Below are 24,322 nucleotides of genomic sequence, written 5' to 3' on the forward strand. Positions count from 1 at the left end.
ATTGATTGCGTATAGCAAGAAGAATACCGATGCTATTCGGTGTCAGACCATGGAATAAAACTGCGTGAGATTGTTTGCACAATTAGGCTGGTATTTCCGCCGAGAGTGGCGTCGCTATGTGGGCGCGGTGTTGCTGCTGATCATTATTGCCATCCTGCAATTATTGCCGCCAAAGCTGGTCGGGGTGATTGTGGATGGCATCAGTACAAAACAGATGTCAACCGACATGCTACTGGTGTGGATCGGGGTGATGTTGGTGACGGCAATCGTGGTCTATCTGCTGCGCTATGTCTGGCGCGTTTTACTCTTCGGTGCATCCTATCAATTGGCGGTGGAGTTGCGATCGAACTTCTATCGCCAACTCAGCCGTCAGGCCCCCGGATTCTATTTACGTCACCGCACTGGTGATTTAATGGCGCGCGCCACCAATGATGTCGACCGCGTGGTTTTTGCCGCCGGTGAGGGCGTGTTGACGCTAGTGGATTCGCTGGTGATGGGTTGTGCAGTGCTGATTGTGATGAGCACCCAAATCAGCTGGCAATTAACATTGCTGTCACTGCTACCGATGCCAGTGATGGCGATAGTGATCAAATATTATGGCGACCAATTGCACCAGCGTTTTAAATCGGCGCAGGGCGCATTTTCTAGCCTCAATAATCAGGCGCAAGAAAGTCTGACCAGCATCCGCATGATTAAAGCTTTTGGCCTGGAGGATAATCAATCACAGCAATTTGCGCAGGTTGCCGCTGAAGCGGGAGCGAAGAACATGTATGTCGCGCGTATTGATGCCCGTTTTGATCCGACAATTTATATTGCTATCGGTATTGCTAATTTATTAGCCATCGGCGGTGGTAGCTGGATGGTGGTCAATCACAGTATTACCTTGGGGCAGTTGACCAGCTTTGTGATGTATCTGGGATTAATGATCTGGCCGATGCTGGCGTTGGCGTGGATGTTCAATATCGTCGAACGCGGCAGTGCGGCCTATAGCCGTATCCGCAGTTTGTTGGAAGAAGCGCCTGTGGTGAAAGATGGCGAGATCGAATTATCTAACGAGCGCGGCACATTAGCGGTAAATATTCGCCATTTCTATTATCCGGGGGCAGAACAGCCCGCATTACATGATGTTGCGCTGAAGTTAGCACCGGGGCAGATGTTGGGGCTATGTGGGCCGACGGGGTCTGGTAAAAGCACCTTGCTGGCATTAATTCAGCGGCAATTTGATATTGATGATGGCGCTATCAGTTATCAGGGGCATGCGCTGTCGGATATTCGTTTGCATGACTGGCGCGGGCGCTTATCCGTGGTCAGTCAGACGCCATTCCTCTTCTCTGACACCGTGGCGGGCAATATCGCGCTAGGTAAACCCGATGCCACTCAGGAGCAGATTGAGCGGGCCGCTCGTTTAGCCAGTGTGCATGAAGATATTTTACGCCTTCCTCAGGGTTATGGCACTGAAGTGGGTGAGCGCGGCGTGATGCTGTCCGGCGGACAGAAACAGCGCATTTCTATTGCCAGAGCGCTGCTGCTGGAGACAGAAATTCTGATTCTTGATGATGCACTTTCTGCGGTTGATGGTCAGACCGAGCATGAAATCTTAAAAAACCTTCGCCTCTGGGGTGAACATCGTACTGTGATTATCAGCGCTCATCGCCTCTCCGCTTTGACGGAAGCCAGCGAAATTCTGGTGATGCAACATGGCGGTGTGATGCAGCGCGGCACACATAATTTATTGGTCAATCAATCGGGTTGGTATCGCGAGATGTACCGCTATCAACAACTGGAAGCTGCATTAGATGATGGTGAGCCGGAGGCCAAAATCGATGAGTAAACCTCAGCAACTTTGGCCAACACTAAAACGCCTGCTCTCCTATGGTTCTCCCTATCGAAAACCATTAGGGCTGGCGGTCTTGATGCTCTGGGTTGCCGCTGCCGCCGAAGTCAGTGGCCCACTGTTGATCAGCTATTTTATTGACCATGTGGTGGCGAAAGGCACCTTGCCGCTCGGTTTGGTGGGCGGGCTGGCATTGGCGTATCTGCTGCTGCAATTACTGGCCGCGTCGTTGCACTATTTTCAGGCATTGCTGTTTAACCGTGCAGCGGTCGGCGTGGTTCAACGATTGCGTATTGAAGTGATGGATGCCGCTTTGCGCCAGCCACTCAGTGCGTTTGATACCCAGCCGGTAGGGCAATTGATCTCCCGCGTAACCAATGACACTGAAGTCATCAAAGATTTATATGTGATGGTGGTGTCTACGGTGCTAAAAAGTGCTGCATTAATCGGCGCGATGCTGGTGGCGATGTTCAGTTTGGATTGGCGCATGGCGCTGATCTCAATCTGTATCTTCCCTGCGGTATTGGTGGTTATGGCGATTTATCAGCGCTATAGCACTCCGGTGGTACGGCGGGTTCGGGCTTATCTGGCCGACATCAACGACGGTTTTAATGAAGTGATCAATGGTATGGGCGTCATTCAGCAGTTTCGCCAGCAAGGGCGCTTCGGGGAACGGATGGAGTCAGCCAGCCGCGCGCATTATATGGCACGGATGCAAACGTTGCGCTTGGAAGGTTTTCTGTTACGCCCGCTGCTGAGTCTGTTCTCTGCTATGGTGTTATGCGGTTTGTTGCTGCTTTTCGGTTTCAGTCCAGAAGGTTCCGTCGGAGTAGGGGTGCTGTATGCATTCATTAACTATCTGGGGCGCTTAAATGAGCCCTTGATTGAGCTGACATCCCAGCAATCGATCCTGCAACAAGCGGTGGTGGCAGGAGAGCGTATTTTCGATCTGATGGATCGCGCTCAGCAAGGCTATGGTACTGATGACCGCCCACTGACCAGTGGACGTATTCAGGTGAAAAATGTCAGCTTTGCTTACCGTCACGATAAAATGGTGTTGCAAAATATCTCTCTTGATGTGCCGTCGCGTGGATTTATTGCCTTGGTCGGGCATACCGGCAGTGGCAAAAGCACGCTGGCTAATCTGCTGATGGGCTACTATCCGGTGCAGCAAGGGGAGATTTTACTTGATGGCCGACCGCTGTCAGCGCTATCCCATCAGACCTTGCGCCAAGGGGTGGCGATGGTGCAACAAGATCCGGTGGTATTGGCCGACTCTTTCTTTGCTAATGTGACCTTAGGCCGTGATATCAGTGAGCAGCAAGTTTGGGAAGCGCTGGAAACCGTACAACTGGCACCATTAGTCCATGCATTGCCTGATGGGTTGCACAGTATGCTTGGGGAGCAGGGCAATACCTTGTCTGTCGGGCAGAAACAGCTGTTGGCGATGGCGCGGGTATTGGTACAAGCGCCGCAAATCCTGATTTTGGATGAAGCGACTGCCAATATTGACTCTGGCACTGAACAGTCGATTCAGCGGGCATTGCAGCTTATCCGCAAAAATACCACTTTGGTGGTGATTGCTCACCGCCTCTCAACCATTGTCGATGCGGATACCATCTTGGTGTTGCACCGTGGTGTGGCAGTTGAGCAAGGTAAGCATCAAGAGCTGCTTGCGGCCCACGGGCGCTATTATCAAATGTACCAGTTGCAATTGGTTAGTGAAGATTTAGCGGCCATTGACCAAGTGGAAACTGCGGTGAATTAAGGGGTAATCAGCGAGGCCAAGTGGCCTCGCATCACTTCCAGTGCTGCTTCCTCGTTCTATCCCTCCACCGAATAACCCCTCCATTGCACCGACAACTTGAACGAAGGTGGGCATACCGCACCATAATCTTGCAACACCAAAGCCCATCAATGCGGAGGTGCACTTCTGTGACGCGCATCGCACTAATTTGGTGCACAAAAAACACTCAATGCTATCGGTTCAGCCCTGTAGGCACGGGCTTGGCTACCTCAACGGCCCTCTGCTCGCCATTTTTATACTAAATCTCCGCTATCTTTATTTATGGCATAGCCTTTGCTTTATCTGTTTCGTGGAAGACAGGATTTTGTGGCAGACATAAATTCGACCTAATTCGAGAAGGGGCAAATATGAAGCTGGTTACCGTGGTGATCAAACCATTTAAGCTGGAGGATGTGCGTGAAGCCTTGTCCTCTGTGGGTATTCAGGGGCTGACCGTAACCGAAGTAAAAGGATTTGGTCGCCAGAAAGGACACGCCGAACTCTATCGTGGAGCTGAATACAGCGTCAATTTCTTACCTAAAGTGAAAATTGATATCGCGATTGCCGATGATCAATTAGATGAAGTGATTGATGTGATCAGTAAGGCAGCCTATACCGGCAAAATTGGTGATGGCAAAATTTTCGTTGCTGAATTGCAACGTGTTATTCGCATCCGTACCGGCGAAACAGACGAAGCAGCACTGTAATTTGCAGGCTCAAATTTAGTGAATAGGGATGGGTTGATGATGAAAAAACTTTTATCCGTGTTGGGCCTGAGTTCGGTAGCGATGCTGCCCTCTTTGGCAATGGCTGCTGTACCGGCCGTAGCTGACAAAGCTGATAATGCTTTTATGATGATTTGCACCGCGTTGGTGTTGTTTATGACCGTGCCCGGTATTGCCCTGTTCTACGGCGGCCTGCTGCGTTCCAAAAACGTATTATCAATGATGACTCAGGTCACCGTGACCTTTGCGCTTATCTGCGTTCTGTGGATTCTCTACGGTTATAGCCTGGCCTTCGGTACGGGTAATGCCTTCTTCGGTAGCTTCGATATGGCAATGCTGAAAGGTATTGGCCTGACGAGCTTGAGTGGCACTTTCTACCAATACATCCATGTGGTGTTCCAGGCTTCATTCGCCTGTATCACTGTCGCACTGGTGGTGGGTTCATTCGCAGAACGTATACGTTTCTCGGCGGTATTAATCTTCGCTGTGCTGTGGTTCACCTTCTCCTACCTGCCAATGGCGCACATGGTATGGGGCGGCGGCTTCCTGGCAATGGACGGCGCGCTGGACTTTGCGGGTGGTACCGTGGTGCATATTAACGCCGCTATAGCAGGTTTAGTAGGTGCTTACTTACTGGGTAAACGTGCTGGCTTTGGCAAAGAAGCGTTCAAACCACACAACTTACCGATGGTATTTACCGGTACTGCGATTCTGTATATCGGCTGGTTTGGCTTCAACGCGGGTTCGGCCAGTGCCGCTAACGAAATTGCCGCACTTGCCTTCTTGAATACCGTGGTCGCAACAGCAGGTGCCATTCTTTCTTGGGTCTTTGCTGAGTGGATTTTACGTGGCAAACCTTCCTTACTGGGGGCGTGCTCCGGTTGTATCGCAGGTCTGGTTGCGATTACACCAGCGGCAGGTACAGTAGGTGTGGGCGGCGCATTGATTATCGGTCTGGTGGGTGGTGTGGCTGGCCTGTGGGGTGTGGTACTGCTGAAAAAATGGCTGCGAGTGGATGATACTTGTGACGTGTTCGGTGTCCACGGTGTGTGCGGGATTATCGGTTGTATCCTGACGGGCGTCTTCACCTCTGCTTCACTGGGTGGCACAGGTTACGCGGCTGGCGTCACCATGGGCCATCAGGTTGGCGTACAGTTGTTCAGCGTCGGTGTGTGTTTGGTCTGGTCTGGTGTTGTGGCCTTCGTTGCCTTCAAAATTGCCGATCTGGTTGTCGGTCTGCGGGTACCAGAAGAGCAAGAACGCGAAGGTCTGGATGTTAACAGCCATGGCGAAAATGCTTACAACCAATAAGTTAGCTTATCAATAAGCAAGATATGTAAGAAGTTCAGTGGCTCAAGACAGGTTGAGATGTTAGAAAACAAATAATAATGATGATAAGCAGCAGGGGCGATTTTTCTATCGCCCCTGTTTTATTGTGAGTATGGAGGTAAGGCTTGCAGTGGGATCACCGATGTAAACGGATCACACCCTCCTGCACTGTCGAGGCAACTAACACGCCCTGTTGGTTGTAGATCTGCCCACGAACAAAGCCCCGCGCTCCTGAAGCTGACGTACTTTCTACGGCATACAGCAACCAGTCATCCAGACGGAATGGCCGGTGGAACCACATCGAATGATCTATCGTGGCAATTTGCACTCCCGGCTCAAGGAAGCCAATCCCGTGCGGCTGCAAGGCGGTTGGCAGGAAATTGAAGTCAGAAGCATAACCCAGTAAATATTGGTGAACCCGCAAGTCATCGGGTATTTCACCATTGGCGCGGAACCAGACATAGCGATTTGGTTCCTCTACCGAGCCTTGCAGTGGGTTGTGGAATTTCACTGGGCGCATTTCAATGGGTTGGTTGCCAATAAACTTCTCCCGCACTTTTTCGGGGATCAAATGGGCAAACTTACGGGCAATGTCAGTTTCTGACATCAAGCCATCCGGCGAGGGGACCTCTGGCATGGTGTTTTGGTGCTCAAATCCCTCCTCCTGACTCTGGAACGACGCCGTCATGTAGAAGATAGGTTTACCATTCTGAATGGCACTGATCCTGCGGGCGCTAAAACTGGTGCCATCACGTAGCGTTTCGACGTCATAGATAATCGGTTTACTGCTATCCCCTGGGCGCAAAAAATAGCTGTGAAATGAGTGGACGATCCGATCTATGGGAACAGTTTGTTTCGCGGCATAGATAGCCTGGCCGACGACCTGCCCGCCAAATACCTGGCGCAAGCCAAGATCTTCACTTTGGCCACGAAAGATCCCTTCTTCAATTTTTTCCAGATGGAGTAGATCGAGCAGTTTTGCTAATGGCTGGCTCATGTTGTGGCCCTTGATTGTTGAGTTCACCTACAGTGTGCTGAATCTGTTGGGGGGGCGTCAATATATTGCTGTGACCTCTGTTGTGATAATGATCATCTTATAAGGAATCGTCTGATAAATGGCTGAATCTTGGGGTAAACGAAAAGTCTCAGCAGATTGTGCTATAATTAGCGAGCTAGGTGGTTGAAGCCACTTATTAAACGCGTGCCTATTCTATGAATAGTCAGCATCTTAATAATAAGAAGGAGTGCGACCTATGAAACCTTGGCAATCAATGAAATTTTGGCGGGTAGCGGGTGGGGCAGTGTTAGTGGTCAGTCTGGCCGGGTGTGCTCACCAAGGCGCTGATGTGCCAGTCCCAGCCCCAGCAGGGGTGACAGCTGCAGCCGCACCTATTGCGCAGCCTGCGGTGCAAGGGACAGTGAACATCCGCGAGCGCATTGCGCTACCACCAGATGCCGTTGTTACGGTGACGCTGTCGGATGCCTCACTGGCAGATGCACCATCACGGGTTATTGCTCAAAAAGCGATTCGCACCGAGGGTAAACAAGCACCATTTACCTTTGTTTTGCCGTTTAACCCATCAGATATCCAGCCAAATGCGCGTATTATCGTGAGTGCGGCTATCACCCATAACGGTCAGCTAATGTTTATTACTGATACCATTCAGGAAGTGATAAACCGTGGTGCCGGTACTCAGGCTAATTTGCTGTTGGTTCCTGTGACCTCTGTCGCGATAGAGACTGCACCGATGAAAACATCAGGTGCGGCGGCAATATCAGGTGCTGAGACCATACAGTAACTGTCTTTCGAGCGGCCACAGCATAACCGCTATGCTGTGGCGCTTGCATTAACGGTATTGCCAACGATACTGCTGTAAATCAATTATACCCGTGACATCTATTTCAATGCCTTCTGCTAATAACGCCTTTTTCTGTCTCAGATAATCATCACCAATTAATGATATTTCACCATGGCGATTAATAACCCGATGCCAAGGTAATGCAGATCCTTCCGGTAAACGCTTCAGAACGCCACCGACTTGCCGTGCTGCTCGAGGGGAACCAATCAGCCGGGCAATATCACCATAAGTCGTGACCTGCCCGTAGGGGATGGCGGCCACAACCTGAAATACTCGCTGACGAAAACTGTCCATTATCGGTGGGCTATCAAGCTCATCCTGATATTCCGTCGTCGTAGGTTCATCCTGATTTTTGGGGTCGGCTCCTGATGATGTCACGGCATCCTCTTACGTTTCGATTATTTGTATAGAGGATAGCGTCGCACGATATAAATAACATCGTCGATTATTTTTTTGCTCGGGGAAAATAGATTAAACGCTAACCTGAGTGCGAGTGTGCAATAAACCACCGGTTAGCTTGTGTAGCCTTGCTATTTGGCGGGGCATGTTCGATAATGCCCACCGCTCCAGAGTACAAGGAGCCGTTAACGTCAATGGAGGTCCTGTTGGTTCTCCCGCAACACTAACTTGTGAACTCGGTCAGGTCCGGAAGGAAGCAGCCGCAGCAGGCGAGGTGTGTGCCGGGATGTAGCTGGCAGGGCCTCCACCATTTCTGATAGATAAATGTTTTATTACGTTGAGTTTGTCTGCTGATCCGAAGTCTCTTGCCTCCCGATAGTGTTCTGCTTTAAACCTTCCCATTCTATTTGTCAGACATTGCAAAACAGGCTGAGTATTGAACAGAATAATAAGATTTTTCTCATATCTCATTGGTCTGAACTTTCTATTTACGAATTCAATCTGACACAGGATTAATAATGTCTTGAAACTATTAGCGGTCAGACAAAATTTTAATAAATAGAGTGCTAAATCATTTTTACTTAAACACTTCTACATAATCCTGATAAATCACAGAATTTCACCTAAGCGTTGGTACGCAGTGTTACGGGATTAAAGTTTGCCTTCAATACCGTCGTTTTAGCTAAGAAATTTATCTCAAATTAACACACGTACATATCACCAGGTGCATTGAAGCCGATAGCGGATATCGGCTCAACGTTGTTGTGCCTTAACCAGCGTTAAGCGGACTATTTCACATGCTGCCAAACTGTAGGTGGAATTTTATCATAAAGCTTATTCATTGTGAGTTCAGCCAGACGATGATCTGCGGCAGAGTAAAATAATTCCAGCTCATCATCGGAAAGCTCGTACTTATTTTTTTCAATTACACGTTCTAGCGTATCAATAGTCGTACACTTTCTTAAACGCATCAGATAGTCAGTTTTTGTCATGGTGATTTTTCTTCTCGATATACAAATTAATATAGGGAAACTATCCCTTAAGTTTTCATCAGGGTACAGATGTATTCTCCTGAGAAAAGTCTGAATAAACGCTCTTTGGTTTTTTGCCAGCGACACAATTCAGGATCATTGATCCCGTAACTACTAAACAGAGTATATGTATCGTCTAAATATTCTTCCACTAACTCTGAAAGGTCGCCGTCGTCCGGGTATTTTATTTTAAAACTCATCACAAATGAAGCTATATGCTCGATCAAATCATTGAGTTGCAGATTGACGGCTGCTGTGGGGTCATTGACCCAACCATGATGGCTATCACCAAGCGTAGCAATACCTTCATCATACAAACTCTCACAGAGAAACTTCAGTTGGGCAATATCATGCCGCTTAGGCGAGTACTCATCCATATCATCCCCTCCGTAAAGTCTTAATTCGGTGTTGATAACACAATGTGAGTAGATTGATAATCATATAAACGCAGAAGCTTACCGTTAACCTAAATAAGCTTGCCTTGCTATGAATATAAATCATTTCTTCGTTCACCGCGCAACTTTATTACTTAATCTTACAATTCGTCAGCAGTTGAAGGTCGATCGTTGTTAATTATATCAAAGACGATTTTTTCCGGATGTACAATAAATGTTACAGCATTTGTTAGTGACTCTTCAGTGTTGATATCCAGACAGGGGTTAAAGATATGCCACTGATAGCAGTAACTCATTGAATAGTAGTTCTCTTTCAACTGAGAAATATCAAGGATTTCTAATGAGCCAATGGTGTACCTGGCATTTTCCGAATAATACATTAAGCCGGAAACTAAACTTCCTTCAATTTCACGGATATTATTGTTGATAATGTGCTTCAGTAATGAAACTGGGTAACACTCTGAGGTGAAGTCGCCAGCTATTTCATTGTTCATTAATTGTCCGCTTATGATGGTAACATTAATTCATTATTGTATGACCATTGTCGCAAAAAATGCGATGACATTGTGTTTCTGTCGCAACCCGTATGATTCAAGTGCAAAAAACCAAACTTAATGCAGTTTTCAACCAATACGGTTAGTTAACAGGTCGTAAGGTTATTTGAGCCATGAACTTTCAATAACGCAATTTTGCAATAAAATAACAACCCTTAACGAGGATTTCTCATATTTAGGGTTATTACTCACGATTAGTTTAACAAAACTCTATTAATTTATAATGCGCTACGGGTTTGATCAAGAGGAGGGGCCGCTGCATTGCCTGTTTTCTATTGTACTAGTTATCGATTTGAGGACGCTACCGAGTTATTTTGGTACTAGAGTACCAAAACCCCGCCCGCCATCACCAGTGAAGTATGAGTAAAGAAAGTTTAATTTACTGTAACTAATGATGTAAATACCTGCTGCTTTTCCGCCAGCGGAAGGTCTATTTCCGCCTACGAGTTGTGCTGTTCGAGTCACGCCGTTAAGACTTGTTACCTTTGATACTGATTCGCCGGTGATGTTTTCTTGAATTTAGTGCTTACATGTGATGTTATAATATATCATTAAAGCCATCTATCTCTCTCTGATATGAATAAACATTCTTTGCTAGCTCAGCTGAATTCGTTTCCTACCTGGACGCTGTTCTCACTTTCTTCATTTCAGCGCATTACTGGGGTCGCCTTACTTTGCCTATTGCTGTGGTGTGCTATTTATTGGGCGAATGTACTTCCATGATAAATTTGAGAAAAATTGAAATCGGATATGATCGAAATCCACTGACGCCGCCCATTGATGGCTGTTTTTCCGCAGGCTCCCTCACTGCCATTATTGGTGCAAATGGGGCGGGTAAATCCACGTTGCTTAAAACACTGGCGGGCTTACAACCAGTAGTGACCGGGCAAGTAGCCTTTACTGGAGGGCAAGTCCCCCAAATGGCCTACCTTCCCCAACAGGCCGAATTGGATAAACAGTTCCCGATCGCGGTTCAGGATGTGGTCGCGATGGGATGTTGGCCGCAAAGTGGGCTACTCGGCGGGATAAATAATCAATCACGCCAACGAATAAAACAGGCACTTAATATGGTCGGTATGCAGGATATGGCGCGCCAGCCTGTAGGTGAGCTTTCCGGCGGTCAGTTGCAAAGAGTGTTGTTTGCTCGCCTTTGGGTGCAGCAAGCACAGCTGATTTTGTTGGATGAGCCTTTTACCGGTATTGACAGCCAAACGGTGCGGCTTCTCCTCGACGTTATTCACCAGCTACACCATGAGGGCCGAACCATTATTGCGGTCTTGCACGATATGTCGATGGTCGCTGAGCACTTCCCCGACGCATTGTGGCTAACCCCGCAGGACTACTGTTGGCAGCAATCGGATCTGGTTTTAGCCGAATTGCATCGTTCACACAGCGCGTCTTGCGCGCTTGCCTCTGCGCAACAACAGCCCGAACGCCTGAGGATGATCAACTTATGACATTGGTCCATTTACTCGTTGATCCTTTTATGGATTTTGGCTTTATGCGGCGGGCATTGGTGGCTTGTCTGGCGCTTTCGCTCAGTTCTGCCCCTTTAGGCGTTTTCTTATTATTACGACGAATGAGTTTAGTGGGTGATGCTTTGTCTCACGCGGTATTACCGGGGGCGGCGGTGGGTTACTTGATTTCTGGGATGTCACTGGTTGCGATGGGGGTTGGTGGTTTTATTGCCGGATTGGCGGTTGCTGTGATGTCGGGGTGGGTCAGCCGACGAACACTATTAAAAGAAGATGCCAGCTTTGCCGGCTTCTATCTGGGTTCGCTGGCGTTAGGGGTGACGTTGGTCTCACTCCGAGGTTCCAGCATGGACCTGCTCCATGTGTTATTCGGCTCTATTTTGGCGGTTGATACCCACGCCATGACTATGGTGGGTGTCATCACCACATGCTCGATGCTGGCGTTAGCGGCTATTTATCGTGCGCTGGTAGTCGAATCTTTCGATCCTGTCTTTCTGCGAGTCAGCATGGGCCGCTGGTTGATGGTAGTGCACGCGCTGTTTTTGTCGTTAGTGGTGCTCAACCTGGTGGCGGGCTTTCAGATCCTCGGCACTCTGATGTCGGTCGGGCTGATGATGTTACCTGCCGCCAGCGCCCGCTTTTGGGCTAAAAATTTGCCCCATACACTGGGTATCGCCATGGTGATCGGCATGGTTGCCAGCCTCGTTGGCTTGCTGTGGTCCTATTACGCCTCGTTGCCTGCCGGTCCGGCGATTGTCCTTAGCGCCAGCCTGATTTTCTTTTTATCTATCTTATTTGGAACGCGTGGTGGCGTTTTAGTCACCGCGCGCCGTTAAGCAGTGCCTGTTTAATAAAGGAGAGTTAAATGAAGCGTTTATCAATTAGTTTGGCGGTGGCTGCCCTGCTGTCAAGCCCAGTAGCGATGGCAAAAACCGTTGAAGCGGTTGCCAGTTTTTCTATTTTGGGTGACATCGTTCAGCAGGTGGGAGGTGATCATGTCAATGTGATTACCTTAGTCGGGCCGAATGGTGATCCCCATGGCTTCGAACCCACGCCGAAAAATAGCAAACAGTTGTCCAAAGCAGATGTGGTGTTTGTCAGTGGGTTAGGGCTGGAAGGGTGGTTGGAGCGGCTGATCAGCGCCTCTGGTTATAAAGGGCAAGTCGTTATTGCCTCTACCGGAGTGGATACCCGTAAAATGGATGAGGAAGGTAAGATGGTGACTGATCCCCATGCATGGAACAGCATGGCGAATGGCATTAAATATGCTAACAACGTGATGAATGCATTGATTGTCGCTGATCCGGAAGATGCGGATTATTTCCGCAAGCGGGGTGGGGAATATATCCAGCAATTGGAAAAACTGGATGCCTATGCCAAAGCGCAGTTTGCCGCGATCCCTGCAGGGCAGCGCAAAGTCCTGACCAGCCATGATGCTTTCGGTTATTTTAGCCAGGAATATGGGGTTAAATTCTTGTCGCCAGTCGGTTTTTCAACTGAGTCTGAAGCCAGTGCTAGTGGTGTGGCGGCGTTGATTAACCAAATCAAGCAAGAGAAAATAAAAGCCTATTTTATTGAGAATCAGACGGATCCACGTTTGGTCAAACAGATTGCCGCAGCCAGTGGTGCTAAAGCTGGGGGCGAACTCTACCCAGAAGCATTGTCTCCCGTTGGCGGCCCGGCAGCGACTTACGCCGAAGCTTTCAAACACAATGTCGATGCCATTGTAGGTAGCATGAAATAATTGTAGGTAGCATGAAATAACTGCTGCAAAAAACAGAGTTGCCGTAAATAGTGCTCAACCTCTGATTGTTAGCGGAGGTTGAGCCCGCAATCCCTTTATGACAGGTTTATCGTCAGCGAAAAAAAAGCCCCGTTGGGCAGCAACTGGGCTTTTCACTACAGGTGATACCGAACTCATTGTTAACGCTTCTTATGGGTTCCGCCTTGAACCGCTTTAAAACGAGGATTACTTTTACAAATCACATACACCCGACCACGGCGACGGACGATTTTGCAATCTGGATGACGATTTTTTGCTGAACGTAATGAACTCAATACTTGCATGATTAACTCTCAGAATTAGCTGGCTTTTTTGGTCAAGAAACTGCCGAAACGCTGTTGGAAACGGGCGGTGCTGCCCTCTTTGGAGAACTCTTTCTGTTTACCGGTGTAATACGGATGCGAAGCCGAAGAGATATCCAACGTGACATAAGGATAGGTCTGACCATCACGTTCAATCGTGCGTGTGGTGGCAATGGTTGAACCTACAGTGAAATAGGTATCTGCACTGGTATCGTGGAAGACCACGGTCCGATAGTTTGGATGAATGCCAGGTTTCATAGAAGCTCCAATTGTTATGTTATATCATAACAATAATTATGCGCCTTTCATTTTCCTGTTTCAAGATCCGAATGAAAAAAAACCCGCAAACTGGAGTTCGCGGGTCTTTCTTCATTAATTGCTAGCGGGTCATTAGAGGTTAGGCGACGACGTGCAATCCAAGAACTGCAAAAACATTCGCTAAGATCCCGACGATAATCGCCGCAATCGGGCCTGCGGCCAGCTTCATTACCGGACGCCCACAAATTTCATTGAGGATATATAAGCTGACAACCAGGAAAATACCGGTGCCTGGCCAGATCTGATTTGCCGCATTTACCCCACCGACCAACAGCGCAATTTCCAGAATTTGCGTCATGGCGGTACGGATATTGTCACCGGACATTTTCAATGAGGGGAAGCGGTTCATCACCTTGCCGATTCGGCTCAGGCTGGTGATCTCGACCCCCATGGCACTGGCACCGAGGATGCCTGCAACCACTGGATTCGGTGCCAGATAGCCCAATCCGAGGAACCAGTCACACCAGCCGTTAGTACCATAAACGCCACTTATCATCGCGGTGGTAATAATCAGCGGCATAAAGGCAAGGGCTTGCACGATTGCCACGATAGCCGCAGAGGTAATTTGCCCTTTACCGAGCAGTGCCGCAGCGATGGGTTCACCGGCGATCCAGTGATAGTGCGCGGTAATGGCGATCAACGCTGCCATTGGCAGCAGGTAAATGGCGTTTTTCCGAATGCGCTTAATATTATCGTCAAACAGGCTGTGCTCCATCTCCTCGCCGTGGCGTTTATCACGAGATGCGAAAAACAGCAGGCAAATCATGCCGAACAGCATTGCAATGCCTTCAGGGCTAAGTGCGACTTCATTACCGGCAATGGTGACTGGGTTAATACGTTCAACCACCACCCTGGCCAAGAAGGCGATAATGATGGTAATTAAGCCCGCTTTCTTACCGAACTGATAACCTACAGCAATGGCAGGGAAGGCCACAAAAGCATAGATTATCGGATCACCCACGGATGCCAGCGCATCAAGGAAATTAACCGGCAGATAGGTGAAGCCTTTAATCAGCCCATCCAGAGCAATGGTGACCAGTGCGCCATAAACAGCACCAATTAATACCGCCAACTTAGTATTATTCAGTGACACCCCAATAATATCAGCGGTCAATAACACGATATGAATAACAATAACCCCGGTCGCCAAAGTGATCGGCATGGCAAAACCGGTAATAAAACCAATGCTGATAGCAAAAGAGATCCCTGCCAGCTCTTTTCGGCTCATATTGCCGTTCATAAACTCCGGCATAATAGGCCGTAATCCATCGTGGTAAACCGCAATGGACTTATTGGCAAGAAAGGTGGCATAACCGCCCATTAGCGAAAAAAGAATAATCTTGATGAAATTAAATGATTCCATATCACTCCCCTATCGGGACCAGCAGGCCCCAAGCTAATTTGTTTATTATTTATGGATTATTTGTCGGCCAATAAAACGGCGCACAACGCTTTTACTGAGTTTTCAACACGATCATTGGTAAACCCAAATGCTTTTTTACCTTGCTCAATCAATTGGCTGACATTAGCCTCTGAGGGCTGAGTCAGGGCATTGGCGATGGTGGCACATTTGTCGCGGCCAATCAGGGCATAGGCCATGGCCAGTGCGCCCCCAGCGCCGCTTTGACAGGCCCCAACGTAATAGTCGAAACTGCCATTTTTTACTTTCATGGCGGCGTCCATGTCGGTAAATATTTCAGACGAGACTTTCCCTGCACCGTATTTGACTAAACACTCTTGTATTTCATTTTTATTAAGCTGCCCACCAATCGCTATTTTAAGCATTTCTGTTTTTCCCATTTCTAATATTTATGAATGGCCTGTATATATTCCATTATTGGCTGGCACTCATGAGTTGCTGCCAGAAGGAGTGGCCGTTTTGTGGTGCCGGAGCAGCAAAGAATTCGCAGACGGTCGCGCCGACATCAGACATCGTTTCGCGGATACCAAGACGGATGGCTTGCTGCTGCGTATTCGTCACCCCTGCATGGTAAACCAGCAGGGGAACTTGTTCTCGCGTGTGTTTACTGTGGCCGATCGTGGGATCATTACCGTGGTCAGCCATGACGACCAGACAATCACCGGTTACCATGGCAGCCGTAATTTTGCCTAACATGTTATCGACCAATTGCAGGCGTTCTGCATAGCGTTCTACATCTTGCCCGTGGCCCGCGAGGTCAGTTTCCTGAATATTGGTGCAGATAAAGGCACTGCCTGTGCGTTGAACTTCTGCCAATGTGATATCCAAAATAGTTTGTGAGTCAACTAATTGCTGATAGTTTCGCCCTGTGGGATTAGCCACGATATCGGCAACTTTGCCGACCAAGATCGTTGGGATACGCACTTTCTTAAGCTGATAAGGAGCCTGTACTTCTGCATCGACACCATAGCCCAGATGAATAACCTGAAAACCATTGTCGTAAACACCGGATTTCGGGCTATTAATGCCGATGTATTGCTGTTGCTTTACTTCAGCCGCGCTTACGATTTTATGGCTATCCGTGAGTTGCCCACCATAAGCGATAACGCGGTTCACGGCGACACAACTGCGAACTATCCGGCCAATCTTCTCAACCAACTCAAAATCAACGACACTTAAATTAGCACAAATATTAAAAACTTGGCCTAAATCTGCTTCAAGATTATCACCAATTGCCACTGCGTCATTGACCCAGAGAAATTGCAGGTCACTGTTATCTTCAGGCGCACCGCGCTGTTCAACTTGATAGCCCTGTTGACGCAATGCATCAGCCACACGCGATTTTACGCTGGAAAAAGGCATAGATAATGGCGAACGGGGCAGGGTGCCCATGATCTCCTGATGACCCATAAATGTGTCGCCGCCTTCATGTTGCAACAGGGCGACGCCAAAACTGGCTTGTGCACTCTCTTGCATGACGCTCTCCTTGAAATCCGGCGAGCCGATATGCAGCGCATTGAGCAACCCCATCTTCTCCAACTGTGGCAAACGCATTCCCGGATAAGTTTGCAAAATATGGGCGCAGGTATTGGCAGTGATATCCTGTGGGCGGACTTCAGCAACATCCGGCATGGCGCCTACGCCAAAGCTGTCGATGACCAGTACGATAAATTTACTCATAACCCCTCCTGTTCGGTGGGCGTGGGGATGGTATTACCCTGACTATCATAAATTCCGAGCAATCTAGGCTGGCCTGAATGAATCCCTGCAACCAGTGCCACATCACTGCGGGTGACAAAAATTTGGGTACGAAAACACATCACCACCGGGCAGCCGACGGCGAAGGGGTCAGTGAGACTGAGGGTGTAGTCGATGCTATCAGCCGCCGGGCTCAGAACTTTGCTCGAATGCCACTGCTGGTCATGTACCAATGCGTGACTCAAATGGCCGCGTCGATAGTATCCGCCACCGTAGCAATAGCTCCGGCCCTGATGATGATGGGAAATCTCAGTCAAATAGAGCATGGCGACATGCTCAGGTTGTTCACCCTGTTGATTGGATGGCATGGTGCCAGTCAATGAGTGTCCCGGTTCTGCATGAGTCACGCCATAACGTGCTAGCAACGGAATACTTTCGACGCAAGTTGCGGAAGGGCCATTGACCTGTTCCACATGAATACCTTCACGCTCAAGAATACTTTTTGCCTCAATGAGCGTACTGAGGTTCGGGCTGGGTAATGTCTTTCCTTTTTCGCTATCAAAAAGCATACAAGGGAAATGTGTCACGCCAACCAGACGGACACCGGCTAAGGCTTTTATTTCCTTTATCGTGATGGGCAGCTCATCCAGGGTGAATCCAGCTTCTTGCCCTGGATAGACAAGGTCATTGGGGTGCCACACTTTTAGCAGTAATGCCTGTTCTGTCCCTTGGCGCAGGGCGGCTTCGGCGATTTCTCGTGCTTTGGCGATGCTGTAGACCGTGATGACTTCTGGCTGACGGGAGACAACTTCATCCACCATGCCACTGGGGATTTGCACCAGATGACCCACGTGGGCGACGGGTAAATCATGCTGATAGAGCTGACGCACCTCTTTGAAGTCCACGGCCACGATACCTTGATAACCGCACTCCAATAGCAGCTTGCAAAGCAGCGGGTTTCGACCAAACTGTTTGCTCATGAGATAAAGTGTAATGCCATGGCGGGCGGCAGTTTCCAGTAATAAGCTTGCATTTTGTCTGACTTGGTCAACATCAATAACGTAGCTGTCAGGTTTTATCGCCCCTTGCTGCCACAATAAAAGAGTGGCTTCCACTAGTGCTGGATTCTGTTTTTGTAACGCTTTCAGTAGCATTTTAGATCCTTAAATCACGGCATAATTTTCATTTTTTTGAATATTTATCTTATGGAAATACGATCACCATTCCGTTGGCTGAGCAAGATGCAGGCCATAGAGGTTCGCTAATAAATAACCTATTTCGTGATCAGGGACCTCGAAGGCAAACAGCGAAAGTAACTCATTGTTAATTATCCTGACATCGGCAAAAGCAGCTGTTGCTTCAATTTCTTTTAATATTTCATCATCGATAGCTGGAATCACTTCTCCCTGACTCGCTCGCATCAAGGCATTTGCCATGTGAGTGATCAGCATTTCTCCCTGAGGGTGGCGTAGAGATAATTTCCAATGTAGCTCCAAGCGTTCAATAACCCTGATCATTCCAAAATAGACCGTTGAATCAATGACCTGTGCGTCATAGAGAATTTTTAATCTCGTTTCCATTTACTTATTATCCTATATCTTCATTTTTATGAATATTTAGATGATAGTAATTTATGGTTGCGCTGCAAATGCTTCATAAGCTATTTGGAATATTGATCACAATATAATCACATTGACCGAATCAGCTGCTTTACCTTGATGATAAGGCCCTGTTTTCTGCTGGCTCAATAGAGTGGGGCTGGCGGGAGACAAAGAAAAAGGCCGCTAAGTGCGGCCTTTAAATATCACATCATCTGCTGCTAATAAGGTTTACTTCGCCTTATGCTCAACGGCATGTGCGTGCTCTACATCTTCATTTTTCCGGCTAAAGCGGCGGCGAACCACCACAAAGAACACTGGAACGAAGAAGATTGCCAGTACGGTGGCGGTGATCATCCCACCCATTACACCCGTACCTACCGCATTCTGAGCACCAGAACCGGCACCACTACTGATAACCAGTGGCAGAACCCCAAGGATAAAGGCCAGTGAGGTCATCAGAATTGGGCGCAGACGCATACGCACTGCTTCCAGCGTTGATTCCACCAAGCCTTTACCTTCTTTGTCCATCAAGTCCTTGGCGAACTCAACAATCAAGATGGCGTTCTTGGCCGATAGCCCGATGGTGGTCAACAAGCCGACCTGGAAGTAAACGTCGTTATTCAGGCCGCGCAGTGAGGCTGCCAGCAACGCACCGACCACACCCAGTGGCACCACCAACATAACTGAGAATGGAATCGACCAGCTTTCATACAACGCAGCCAGACACAAGAAGACCACAATCAGTGAGATGGCGTACAGTGCTGGAGCCTGGTTACCCGACAAACGTTCCTGATAGGACATACCCGTCCAGTCATAACCGATGCCGCTTGGTAATTTAGCTGCCAGTTCCTGCATCAGGTCCATTGCTTCACCGGTACTCTTACCCGGTGCTGCCTGACCCAAAATTTCCATGGATGGTAAGCCGTTGTAACGTTCAAGTCGTGGTGAGCCATATTCCCATTTCGCGCTAGAGAAGGTGGCAAATGAGACCATTTGACCGGCGCTGTTACGGACATACCACTTATCAATATCACCCGGTAACATACGGAATGGCGCGTCAGCTTGTACGTAAACTTTCTTCACGCGACCACGGTCGATAAAGTCGTTTACATAGCTGCCGCCCATGGCAGAGCCGAGGGTGGTATTGATATCAGAAATCGCTACGCCAAGGGCCTGTGCTTTTTCCTGATCAACTTCCACTTTGAACTGAGGTGTATCTTCCAATCCGTTAGGGCGCATGCCCACCAGCATATCCGAATGTTGCGCCGCCATGCCGAGCAGTTCGTTACGGGCTTCAGTTAATTTCTGATGCCCCACGTTACCCTGGTCAATCAACTGGAAATCGAAGCCGGTAGCTGTACCTAATTCCACAATCGCTGGCAAGTTAAAGGCAAAGACTAAACCGTCCTTAATTTGCGAGAAGGCTGCTGATGCGCGGCCTACAATTGCCGGAACTTTATTTTGCTCACCCGGACGCTCATCCCAGTTTTTCAGACTGACGAATGCCAGACCGGTGTTCTGACCTTGACCACTGAAACCGAAGCCGTTAACGGTAAATACCGAGTTAACCACATCTTTTTCTTTGTCGAGATAATAGTCAGTCACCTGATTTAGCACTTTCTGCGTACGTTCTTGCGTCGCACCCGCAGGCATTTGCACCATGGTCAGGAACACGCCCTGATCTTCTTCTGGCAGGAATGATGTCGGTAAGCGCAGGAACAGCACGCCCATTCCAATCACGATGGCCAGATAGATCACCAGATAACGGCCAGTGCTGCGCAAAATATTGGCAACGCTGTCGGTATAGTGGTGGGTACTTTTCTCGAACATGCGGTTAAACCAACCGAAGAAGCCAGTTTTTGGCCCATGCTCGCCTTTAGCGATAGGTTTTAGCATCGTGGCGCACAATGCAGGTGTCAGAATCAATGCCACCAACACCGAGAGCACCATTGCTGAAACGATAGTGATGGAGAACTGACGATAGATTGCACCCGTTGCACCGCCGAAGAAGGCCATCGGGATAAATACCGCAGACAGAACCATCGCGATCCCCACCAATGCGCCCTGGATTTGCTCCATAGACTTTTTGGTGGCTTCTTTCGGCGGTAGCCCTTCCTCTTGCATCACACGTTCGACGTTCTCGACCACCACGATGGCGTCATCCACCAATAGCCCTATCGCCAACACCATCCCGAACATCGTTAGGGTGTTTATCGAATAGCCAAAGGCGGAGAGAATGGCAAAGGTACCGAGCAATACGACCGGTACTGCAATCGTTGGAATCAACGTTGCACGGAAGTTTTGCAGGAACAGATACATCACCAAGAACACCAAGATAATGGCTTCTACCAGCGTTTTAACCACTTCGTTAATGGAGATCTTAACGAACGGTGTGGTGTCATACGGATAAACCACTTTCAACCCTGCCGGGAAGAACGGCTGCAATTTTGCCAGCTCAGCTTTTACCGCAGCAGAAGTATCCAGGGCATTAGCCCCTGTCGCCAGCTTGATACCGATACCCGCAGCAGGTTTGCCGTTGTAACGGGCGATGATGTTATAGCTTTCAGCACCCAGTTGAACAATAGCCACATCTTTTAAGCGGACCTGCGAACCATCTGTATTCACTTTCAGCAAGATCTGGCTGAACTCTTCAGCATTGGTCAAACGAGTCTGCGCAATGATTGATGAGTTCAGTTCTTGACCCGGGACAGGAGGAGTCCCACCCAATTGACCCGCTGCAACCTGATTGTTTTGTACTTTGATCGCATTGATAACATCAACCGGCGTCAGGTTGTAGTTATTCAGTTTGTGCGGATCCATCCAGATACGCATCGCGTATTGGGAACCAAATAACTGAACATCACCCACACCAGCAGTACGGCTGATAGGATCTTTAACATTAGAACCCACATAGTCAGCGATATCTTCTTGTTGCATGGTGCCGTCTTCAGAAATAAAGCCGGCAACCATCAGGAAGCTACTACTGGACTTTTCAACGCTCACACCTTGCTGCTGCACTTCTTGCGGCAGTAACGGCATGGCTAATTGCAGTTTGTTCTGGACCTGAACCTGAGCGATATCTGGGTCAGTGCCTGAGTTAAAGGTCAACGTCAACTGAACGTTACCGGAGGAGTCACTGCTGGAAGACATATACAGCAGGTTGTCGATACCGTTCATGTTCTGTTCGATAACCTGCGTCACTGTATTCTGAACAGTAGTCGCATCGGCGCCAGGATAGTTGGCGGAGATTGTAATTGCCGGAGGCGCAATGGTCGGATATTGCGCAACAGGTAATTTCATTATCGCAAGTGCACCGGCCAACATCAGAATGATGGCGATAACCCAAGCGAAAATAGGGCGATCTATAAAGAACTTAGCCATGAATTACCGGCTCCTTTTAAGACTTCTTCGCTGTATCAGCTGGGGCTGCTTTTGGTGCTGGAGTCGTGACTTCCTGCACTTTTACCTGTACGCCCGGTCTGATTTTCTGCAAGCCGGAAACAATAAGACGATCACCTGCTTTCAAGCCTTCAGTAACCAACCATTTATCACCAATGGCTTGGTTAGCAACCAGCGTACGCAATTCAACTTTGTCATCGGCACCGACGACCATCGCTGTCGCTTCCCCACGCGGGTTACGTGTCACACCTTGTTGAGGCACTAATAGTGCGTCAGGTCTAACACCTTCATCCAAACGGGCGCGGACAAACATCCCCGGCAGCAAGGCTTCATTCGGGTTAGGGAAAATTGCACGAATAGTAATCGAACCCGTGGTCTCATCCACAGTCACACCAGAGAACTCCAGCGTACCGGTTTCAGCGTACTCAGTACCGTTTTCCAGTAACAAGCGAACCTTGGCTTTACCGCCTTCTTGTTTGAGCGTGCCATCAGCCAGCTCTTTTTTCAGGCGCAAATACTCATCGCTTGATTGCGTTACGTCGACATACATTGGATCAAGCTGCTGAACCGTAGTCATCGCTGTTGCCTGACCACTGGTCACCAATGCACCTTCAGTCACTGAAGATTTACCGGTACGACCACTGATTGGCGAGGTCACTTGAGTGTATGCCAGATTAATACGTGCCGTTTCTACCGCGGCTTTTGCGGCAAGAACAGTTGCATTAGCTTGCATAGCATCGGATACCGCTTGGTCATACTCTTGCTTACTGATGTAGTTGGTACCCAGCAATGGTTTGTAGCGATTCACTGTCAGACGTGCAATTTCAGCGGCAGCTTGTGCTTTGGCTAAATCACCTTTTGCGCTGTCATAAGCGGCCTGATAAGTGGCAGGGTCAATTTGGTAAAGTGACGTTCCGGCGGTGACATCACTGCCTTCAACATAGTTACGTTTTAGAATTATTCCGCTAACTTGCGGACGAACTTCTGCAACACGGAATGCGGACGTGCGACCCGGTAGTTCGGTTGTGATATTTAGTGGTGCTGCTTTCAATGTCACAATGCCGACTTCAGGTGCCTGTTGAGCATGGGCTTGCGCCGCATCTTTGTCATTACATCCTATAAGTACTAAGCTGCCTGAAAGTACCAGAATTGCAGCCAGAGGCATTACCCCTCTGTTTTTGCTCATAGATAAACCTCAAGTGTCCGATTTTTAATTTAATTCAATGGATCACAAGCTTTAAAACCCATTGCTGCGTAAATTATATGTGCGTGCTATGGTACATACATTCGTGAATGTATGTAAATCGCACCCCCCCGAAAAAACAACGCTATGGCACGAAAAACCAAACAGCAAGCCGAAGAGACCCGGCAACAAATTCTAGATGCCGCAGTGCGGGAATTTTCTGCGCATGGCGTTTCCGGCACCTCGCTTACAGATATTGCTGCTGCCGCAGGTGTAACCCGTGGCGCAATTTACTGGCACTTCAAGAATAAGGTAGACCTGTTTAACGAAATTTGGGAGTTATCAGAGTCTAAAATTGATCAGCTCGAATCAGAGTATCAGGTAAAATATCCTGATAATCCACTCCGAATCTTACGTGAAATACTTATCTATGTTCTTGTTTCTACGCGTGAGGATTGCCGACGCCGCGCATTGATGGAAATTGTCTTCCATAAATGTGAGTTTGTCGGTGAGATGTCCTCGGTCCATGATGCACGTAAAGTTCTTGATTTAGCTAGTTATGAGCGAATTGAGTCCGTTTTGCAAGACTGTATTGATGCGAATCAATTGCCCGCTAATCTTGATACTTATCGCGCTGCGATTATCATGAGAGCTTATATTACAGGTTTGATGGAGAACTGGCTCTTTATGCCAGAAAGTTTTGATATAAAACAAGAGGCACCTATATTGGTTGATGCCTATCTGGATATGCTAGCCCACAGCTTTTCATTGCGTAAAGAGATTAATAGCAGGGTATAGGATTATCTGGAATAGCTTATATGAGGAGCATGTTATGAGTTCACTGGTTGTGATTGCTAATGGTGCCGCTTATGGCCATGAGTCATTATTTAATGCTCTGCGTTTATCCATTGCATTGAAAGAACAACAAACTGATCTCGATTTACGCCTATTTTTGATGTCGGATGCTGTTATCGCTGGGATTCACGGGCAACAGCCACGAGAAGGCTATAATTTGCAGCAGATGCTGGAAATTCTCACGGCACAGAATGTCCCCATTAAATTATGCAAAACCTGCGCGGATGCCCGTGGCGTGACTGGATTAACACTGGTCGATGGTGTGGAAATTGGCACGTTGATAGAGCTGGCACAGTGGACTTTGGCTGCCGAGAAAGTACTGACATTCTGAGTGACAAAGGCATTACGGCCAATCGTCCTGCTAATTAAGCGGTAT

Annotated in this window: 24 protein-coding genes and 1 other RNA gene; 11 read left to right on the forward strand and 14 right to left on the reverse strand. The window is 48.4% G+C overall.

The features are described 5' to 3' along the window. Positions 1-64 precede the first annotated feature (64 nt). The 4 genes from ACZ76_RS14070 (at position 65) to amtB (ending at position 5,656) form a co-directional block, all read left to right on the forward strand. A complete protein-coding gene (locus tag ACZ76_RS14070; RefSeq protein WP_048619481.1) occupies positions 65-1,831 on the forward strand; it encodes a SmdA family multidrug ABC transporter permease/ATP-binding protein in 1,767 nt (588 codons plus the stop codon). Continuing rightward, the gene (locus ACZ76_RS14075) at positions 1,824-3,602 is read left to right on the forward strand and encodes a SmdB family multidrug efflux ABC transporter permease/ATP-binding protein (protein WP_048619482.1); all 1,779 of its coding nucleotides are present in this window, start codon (positions 1,824-1,826) and stop codon (positions 3,600-3,602) included. Before ACZ76_RS14070 ends, ACZ76_RS14075 begins: the two co-directional genes overlap by 8 nt. 386 nt (positions 3,603-3,988) lie before the next feature. Beyond that, complete coding sequence (glnK, locus tag ACZ76_RS14080; protein ID WP_002208627.1) at positions 3,989-4,327, forward strand: P-II family nitrogen regulator; 339 nt, start codon at positions 3,989-3,991, stop codon at positions 4,325-4,327. 39 nt (positions 4,328-4,366) lie between these two features. Beyond that, on the forward strand, positions 4,367-5,656 hold the full coding sequence (gene amtB / locus ACZ76_RS14085) for an ammonium transporter AmtB (RefSeq protein ID WP_048620307.1): 1,290 nt from the start codon (positions 4,367-4,369) through the stop codon (positions 5,654-5,656). A 154-nt stretch (positions 5,657-5,810) separates the two neighbouring features. Here the strand turns inward: amtB and tesB are convergent, their stop codons facing one another. Then, positions 5,811-6,671, reverse strand: coding sequence for an acyl-CoA thioesterase II (gene tesB / locus ACZ76_RS14090; protein ID WP_048619483.1), 861 nt, complete (start codon positions 6,669-6,671; stop codon positions 5,811-5,813). Positions 6,672-6,927: 256 nt separating this feature from the next. Here tesB and ACZ76_RS14095 point away from each other — a divergent pair, with 256 nt between their 5' ends. Continuing rightward, entirely contained in the window at positions 6,928-7,473 is a 546-nt protein-coding gene (locus ACZ76_RS14095; RefSeq protein WP_048619484.1) for a YbaY family lipoprotein, read from the forward strand. A 48-nt stretch (positions 7,474-7,521) separates the two neighbouring features. Here the strand turns inward: ACZ76_RS14095 and ACZ76_RS14100 are convergent, their stop codons facing one another. Continuing rightward, positions 7,522-7,827 carry an MGMT family protein gene (locus ACZ76_RS14100; protein ID WP_048619485.1) on the reverse strand — a complete coding sequence of 102 codons (306 nt, stop codon included), beginning with the start codon at positions 7,825-7,827 and terminating at the stop codon, positions 7,522-7,524. A 309-nt stretch (positions 7,828-8,136) separates the two neighbouring features. Here ACZ76_RS14100 and ffs point away from each other — a divergent pair. Beyond that, an RNA gene (gene ffs / locus ACZ76_RS18540) (signal recognition particle sRNA small type) lies at positions 8,137-8,233 on the forward strand. 487 nt (positions 8,234-8,720) lie between these two features. Here ffs and ymoA read toward each other — a convergent pair. The 3 genes from ymoA to ACZ76_RS14115 all read right to left on the reverse strand — a co-directional run bounded on the left by ymoA (position 8,721) and on the right by ACZ76_RS14115 (position 9,852). Beyond that, entirely contained in the window at positions 8,721-8,924 is a 204-nt protein-coding gene (gene ymoA / locus ACZ76_RS14105; RefSeq protein ID WP_002208622.1) for an expression modulating protein YmoA, read from the reverse strand. A gap of 47 nt (positions 8,925-8,971) precedes the next feature. Further along, a complete protein-coding gene (gene tomB, locus ACZ76_RS14110; protein ID WP_048619486.1) occupies positions 8,972-9,340 on the reverse strand; it encodes an Hha toxicity modulator TomB in 369 nt (122 codons plus the stop codon). A gap of 158 nt (positions 9,341-9,498) precedes the next feature. Next, entirely contained in the window at positions 9,499-9,852 is a 354-nt protein-coding gene (locus tag ACZ76_RS14115; RefSeq protein ID WP_048619487.1) for a hypothetical protein, read from the reverse strand. A gap of 779 nt (positions 9,853-10,631) precedes the next feature. On the opposite strand from ACZ76_RS14115, the gene ACZ76_RS14120 reads away from it, so the two are divergent. The 3 genes from ACZ76_RS14120 to ACZ76_RS14130 are packed head-to-tail and all read left to right on the forward strand — an operon-like array spanning position 10,632 to position 13,131. Next, complete coding sequence (locus ACZ76_RS14120) at positions 10,632-11,369, forward strand: metal ABC transporter ATP-binding protein (protein WP_048619488.1); 738 nt, start codon at positions 10,632-10,634, stop codon at positions 11,367-11,369. After that, positions 11,366-12,223, forward strand: a complete 858-nt coding sequence (locus ACZ76_RS14125) for a metal ABC transporter permease (RefSeq protein ID WP_048619489.1) — start codon at positions 11,366-11,368, stop codon at positions 12,221-12,223. The genes ACZ76_RS14120 and ACZ76_RS14125 overlap by 4 nt, the downstream gene beginning before the upstream one ends. A gap of 29 nt (positions 12,224-12,252) precedes the next feature. After that, positions 12,253-13,131, forward strand: coding sequence for a metal ABC transporter substrate-binding protein (locus ACZ76_RS14130; RefSeq protein ID WP_048619490.1), 879 nt, complete (start codon positions 12,253-12,255; stop codon positions 13,129-13,131). A 179-nt stretch (positions 13,132-13,310) separates the two neighbouring features. Here ACZ76_RS14130 and ykgO read toward each other — a convergent pair whose 3' ends face one another. From ykgO to acrA, 9 genes are all read right to left on the reverse strand, one after another. Then, positions 13,311-13,454 (reverse strand): type B 50S ribosomal protein L36, encoded by a 144-nt coding sequence (gene ykgO, locus ACZ76_RS17980; protein WP_002208618.1) that lies wholly within the window; start codon positions 13,452-13,454, stop codon positions 13,311-13,313. Between the two features lie 15 nt (positions 13,455-13,469). Continuing rightward, complete coding sequence (locus ACZ76_RS14135; protein ID WP_048619491.1) at positions 13,470-13,730, reverse strand: type B 50S ribosomal protein L31; 261 nt, start codon at positions 13,728-13,730, stop codon at positions 13,470-13,472. Between the two features lie 139 nt (positions 13,731-13,869). Next, positions 13,870-15,153, reverse strand: a complete 1,284-nt coding sequence (locus tag ACZ76_RS14140; RefSeq protein ID WP_048619493.1) for a YhfT family protein — start codon at positions 15,151-15,153, stop codon at positions 13,870-13,872. 56 nt (positions 15,154-15,209) lie between these two features. Next, positions 15,210-15,575, reverse strand: a complete 366-nt coding sequence (locus ACZ76_RS14145; protein ID WP_048620308.1) for a DUF2620 domain-containing protein — start codon at positions 15,573-15,575, stop codon at positions 15,210-15,212. Between the two features lie 49 nt (positions 15,576-15,624). Further along, on the reverse strand, positions 15,625-16,890 hold the full coding sequence (locus ACZ76_RS14150; RefSeq protein ID WP_048619494.1) for a phosphopentomutase: 1,266 nt from the start codon (positions 16,888-16,890) through the stop codon (positions 15,625-15,627). Next, positions 16,887-18,062 carry a YhfX family PLP-dependent enzyme gene (locus tag ACZ76_RS14155; protein WP_048619495.1) on the reverse strand — a complete coding sequence of 392 codons (1,176 nt, stop codon included), beginning with the start codon at positions 18,060-18,062 and terminating at the stop codon, positions 16,887-16,889. Before ACZ76_RS14155 ends, ACZ76_RS14150 begins: the two co-directional genes overlap by 4 nt. A gap of 63 nt (positions 18,063-18,125) precedes the next feature. Continuing rightward, entirely contained in the window at positions 18,126-18,488 is a 363-nt protein-coding gene (locus ACZ76_RS14160) for a PRD domain-containing protein (RefSeq protein ID WP_048619496.1), read from the reverse strand. A 249-nt stretch (positions 18,489-18,737) separates the two neighbouring features. Further along, positions 18,738-21,890: an efflux RND transporter permease AcrB gene (gene acrB / locus ACZ76_RS14165; protein ID WP_048619497.1), complete on the reverse strand. Its 3,153-nt coding sequence runs from the start codon at positions 21,888-21,890 to the stop codon at positions 18,738-18,740. Positions 21,891-21,906: 16 nt separating this feature from the next. Further along, positions 21,907-23,094: an efflux RND transporter adaptor subunit AcrA gene (acrA, locus tag ACZ76_RS14170; RefSeq protein ID WP_048619498.1), complete on the reverse strand. Its 1,188-nt coding sequence runs from the start codon at positions 23,092-23,094 to the stop codon at positions 21,907-21,909. Positions 23,095-23,238: 144 nt separating this feature from the next. On the opposite strand from acrA, the gene acrR reads away from it, so the two are divergent. Both acrR and ACZ76_RS14180 read left to right on the forward strand, forming a co-directional pair. Further along, entirely contained in the window at positions 23,239-23,889 is a 651-nt protein-coding gene (gene acrR / locus ACZ76_RS14175) for a multidrug efflux transporter transcriptional repressor AcrR (protein WP_048619499.1), read from the forward strand. Positions 23,890-23,923: 34 nt separating this feature from the next. Beyond that, a complete protein-coding gene (locus tag ACZ76_RS14180) occupies positions 23,924-24,277 on the forward strand; it encodes a DsrE/DsrF/TusD sulfur relay family protein (protein ID WP_048619500.1) in 354 nt (117 codons plus the stop codon). Positions 24,278-24,322 lie beyond the last annotated feature (45 nt).

The sequence above is a fragment of the Yersinia aleksiciae genome, assembly GCF_001047675.1.
In the GTDB taxonomy this organism is placed as follows: Bacteria; Pseudomonadota; Gammaproteobacteria; order Enterobacterales; family Enterobacteriaceae; genus Yersinia; species Yersinia aleksiciae.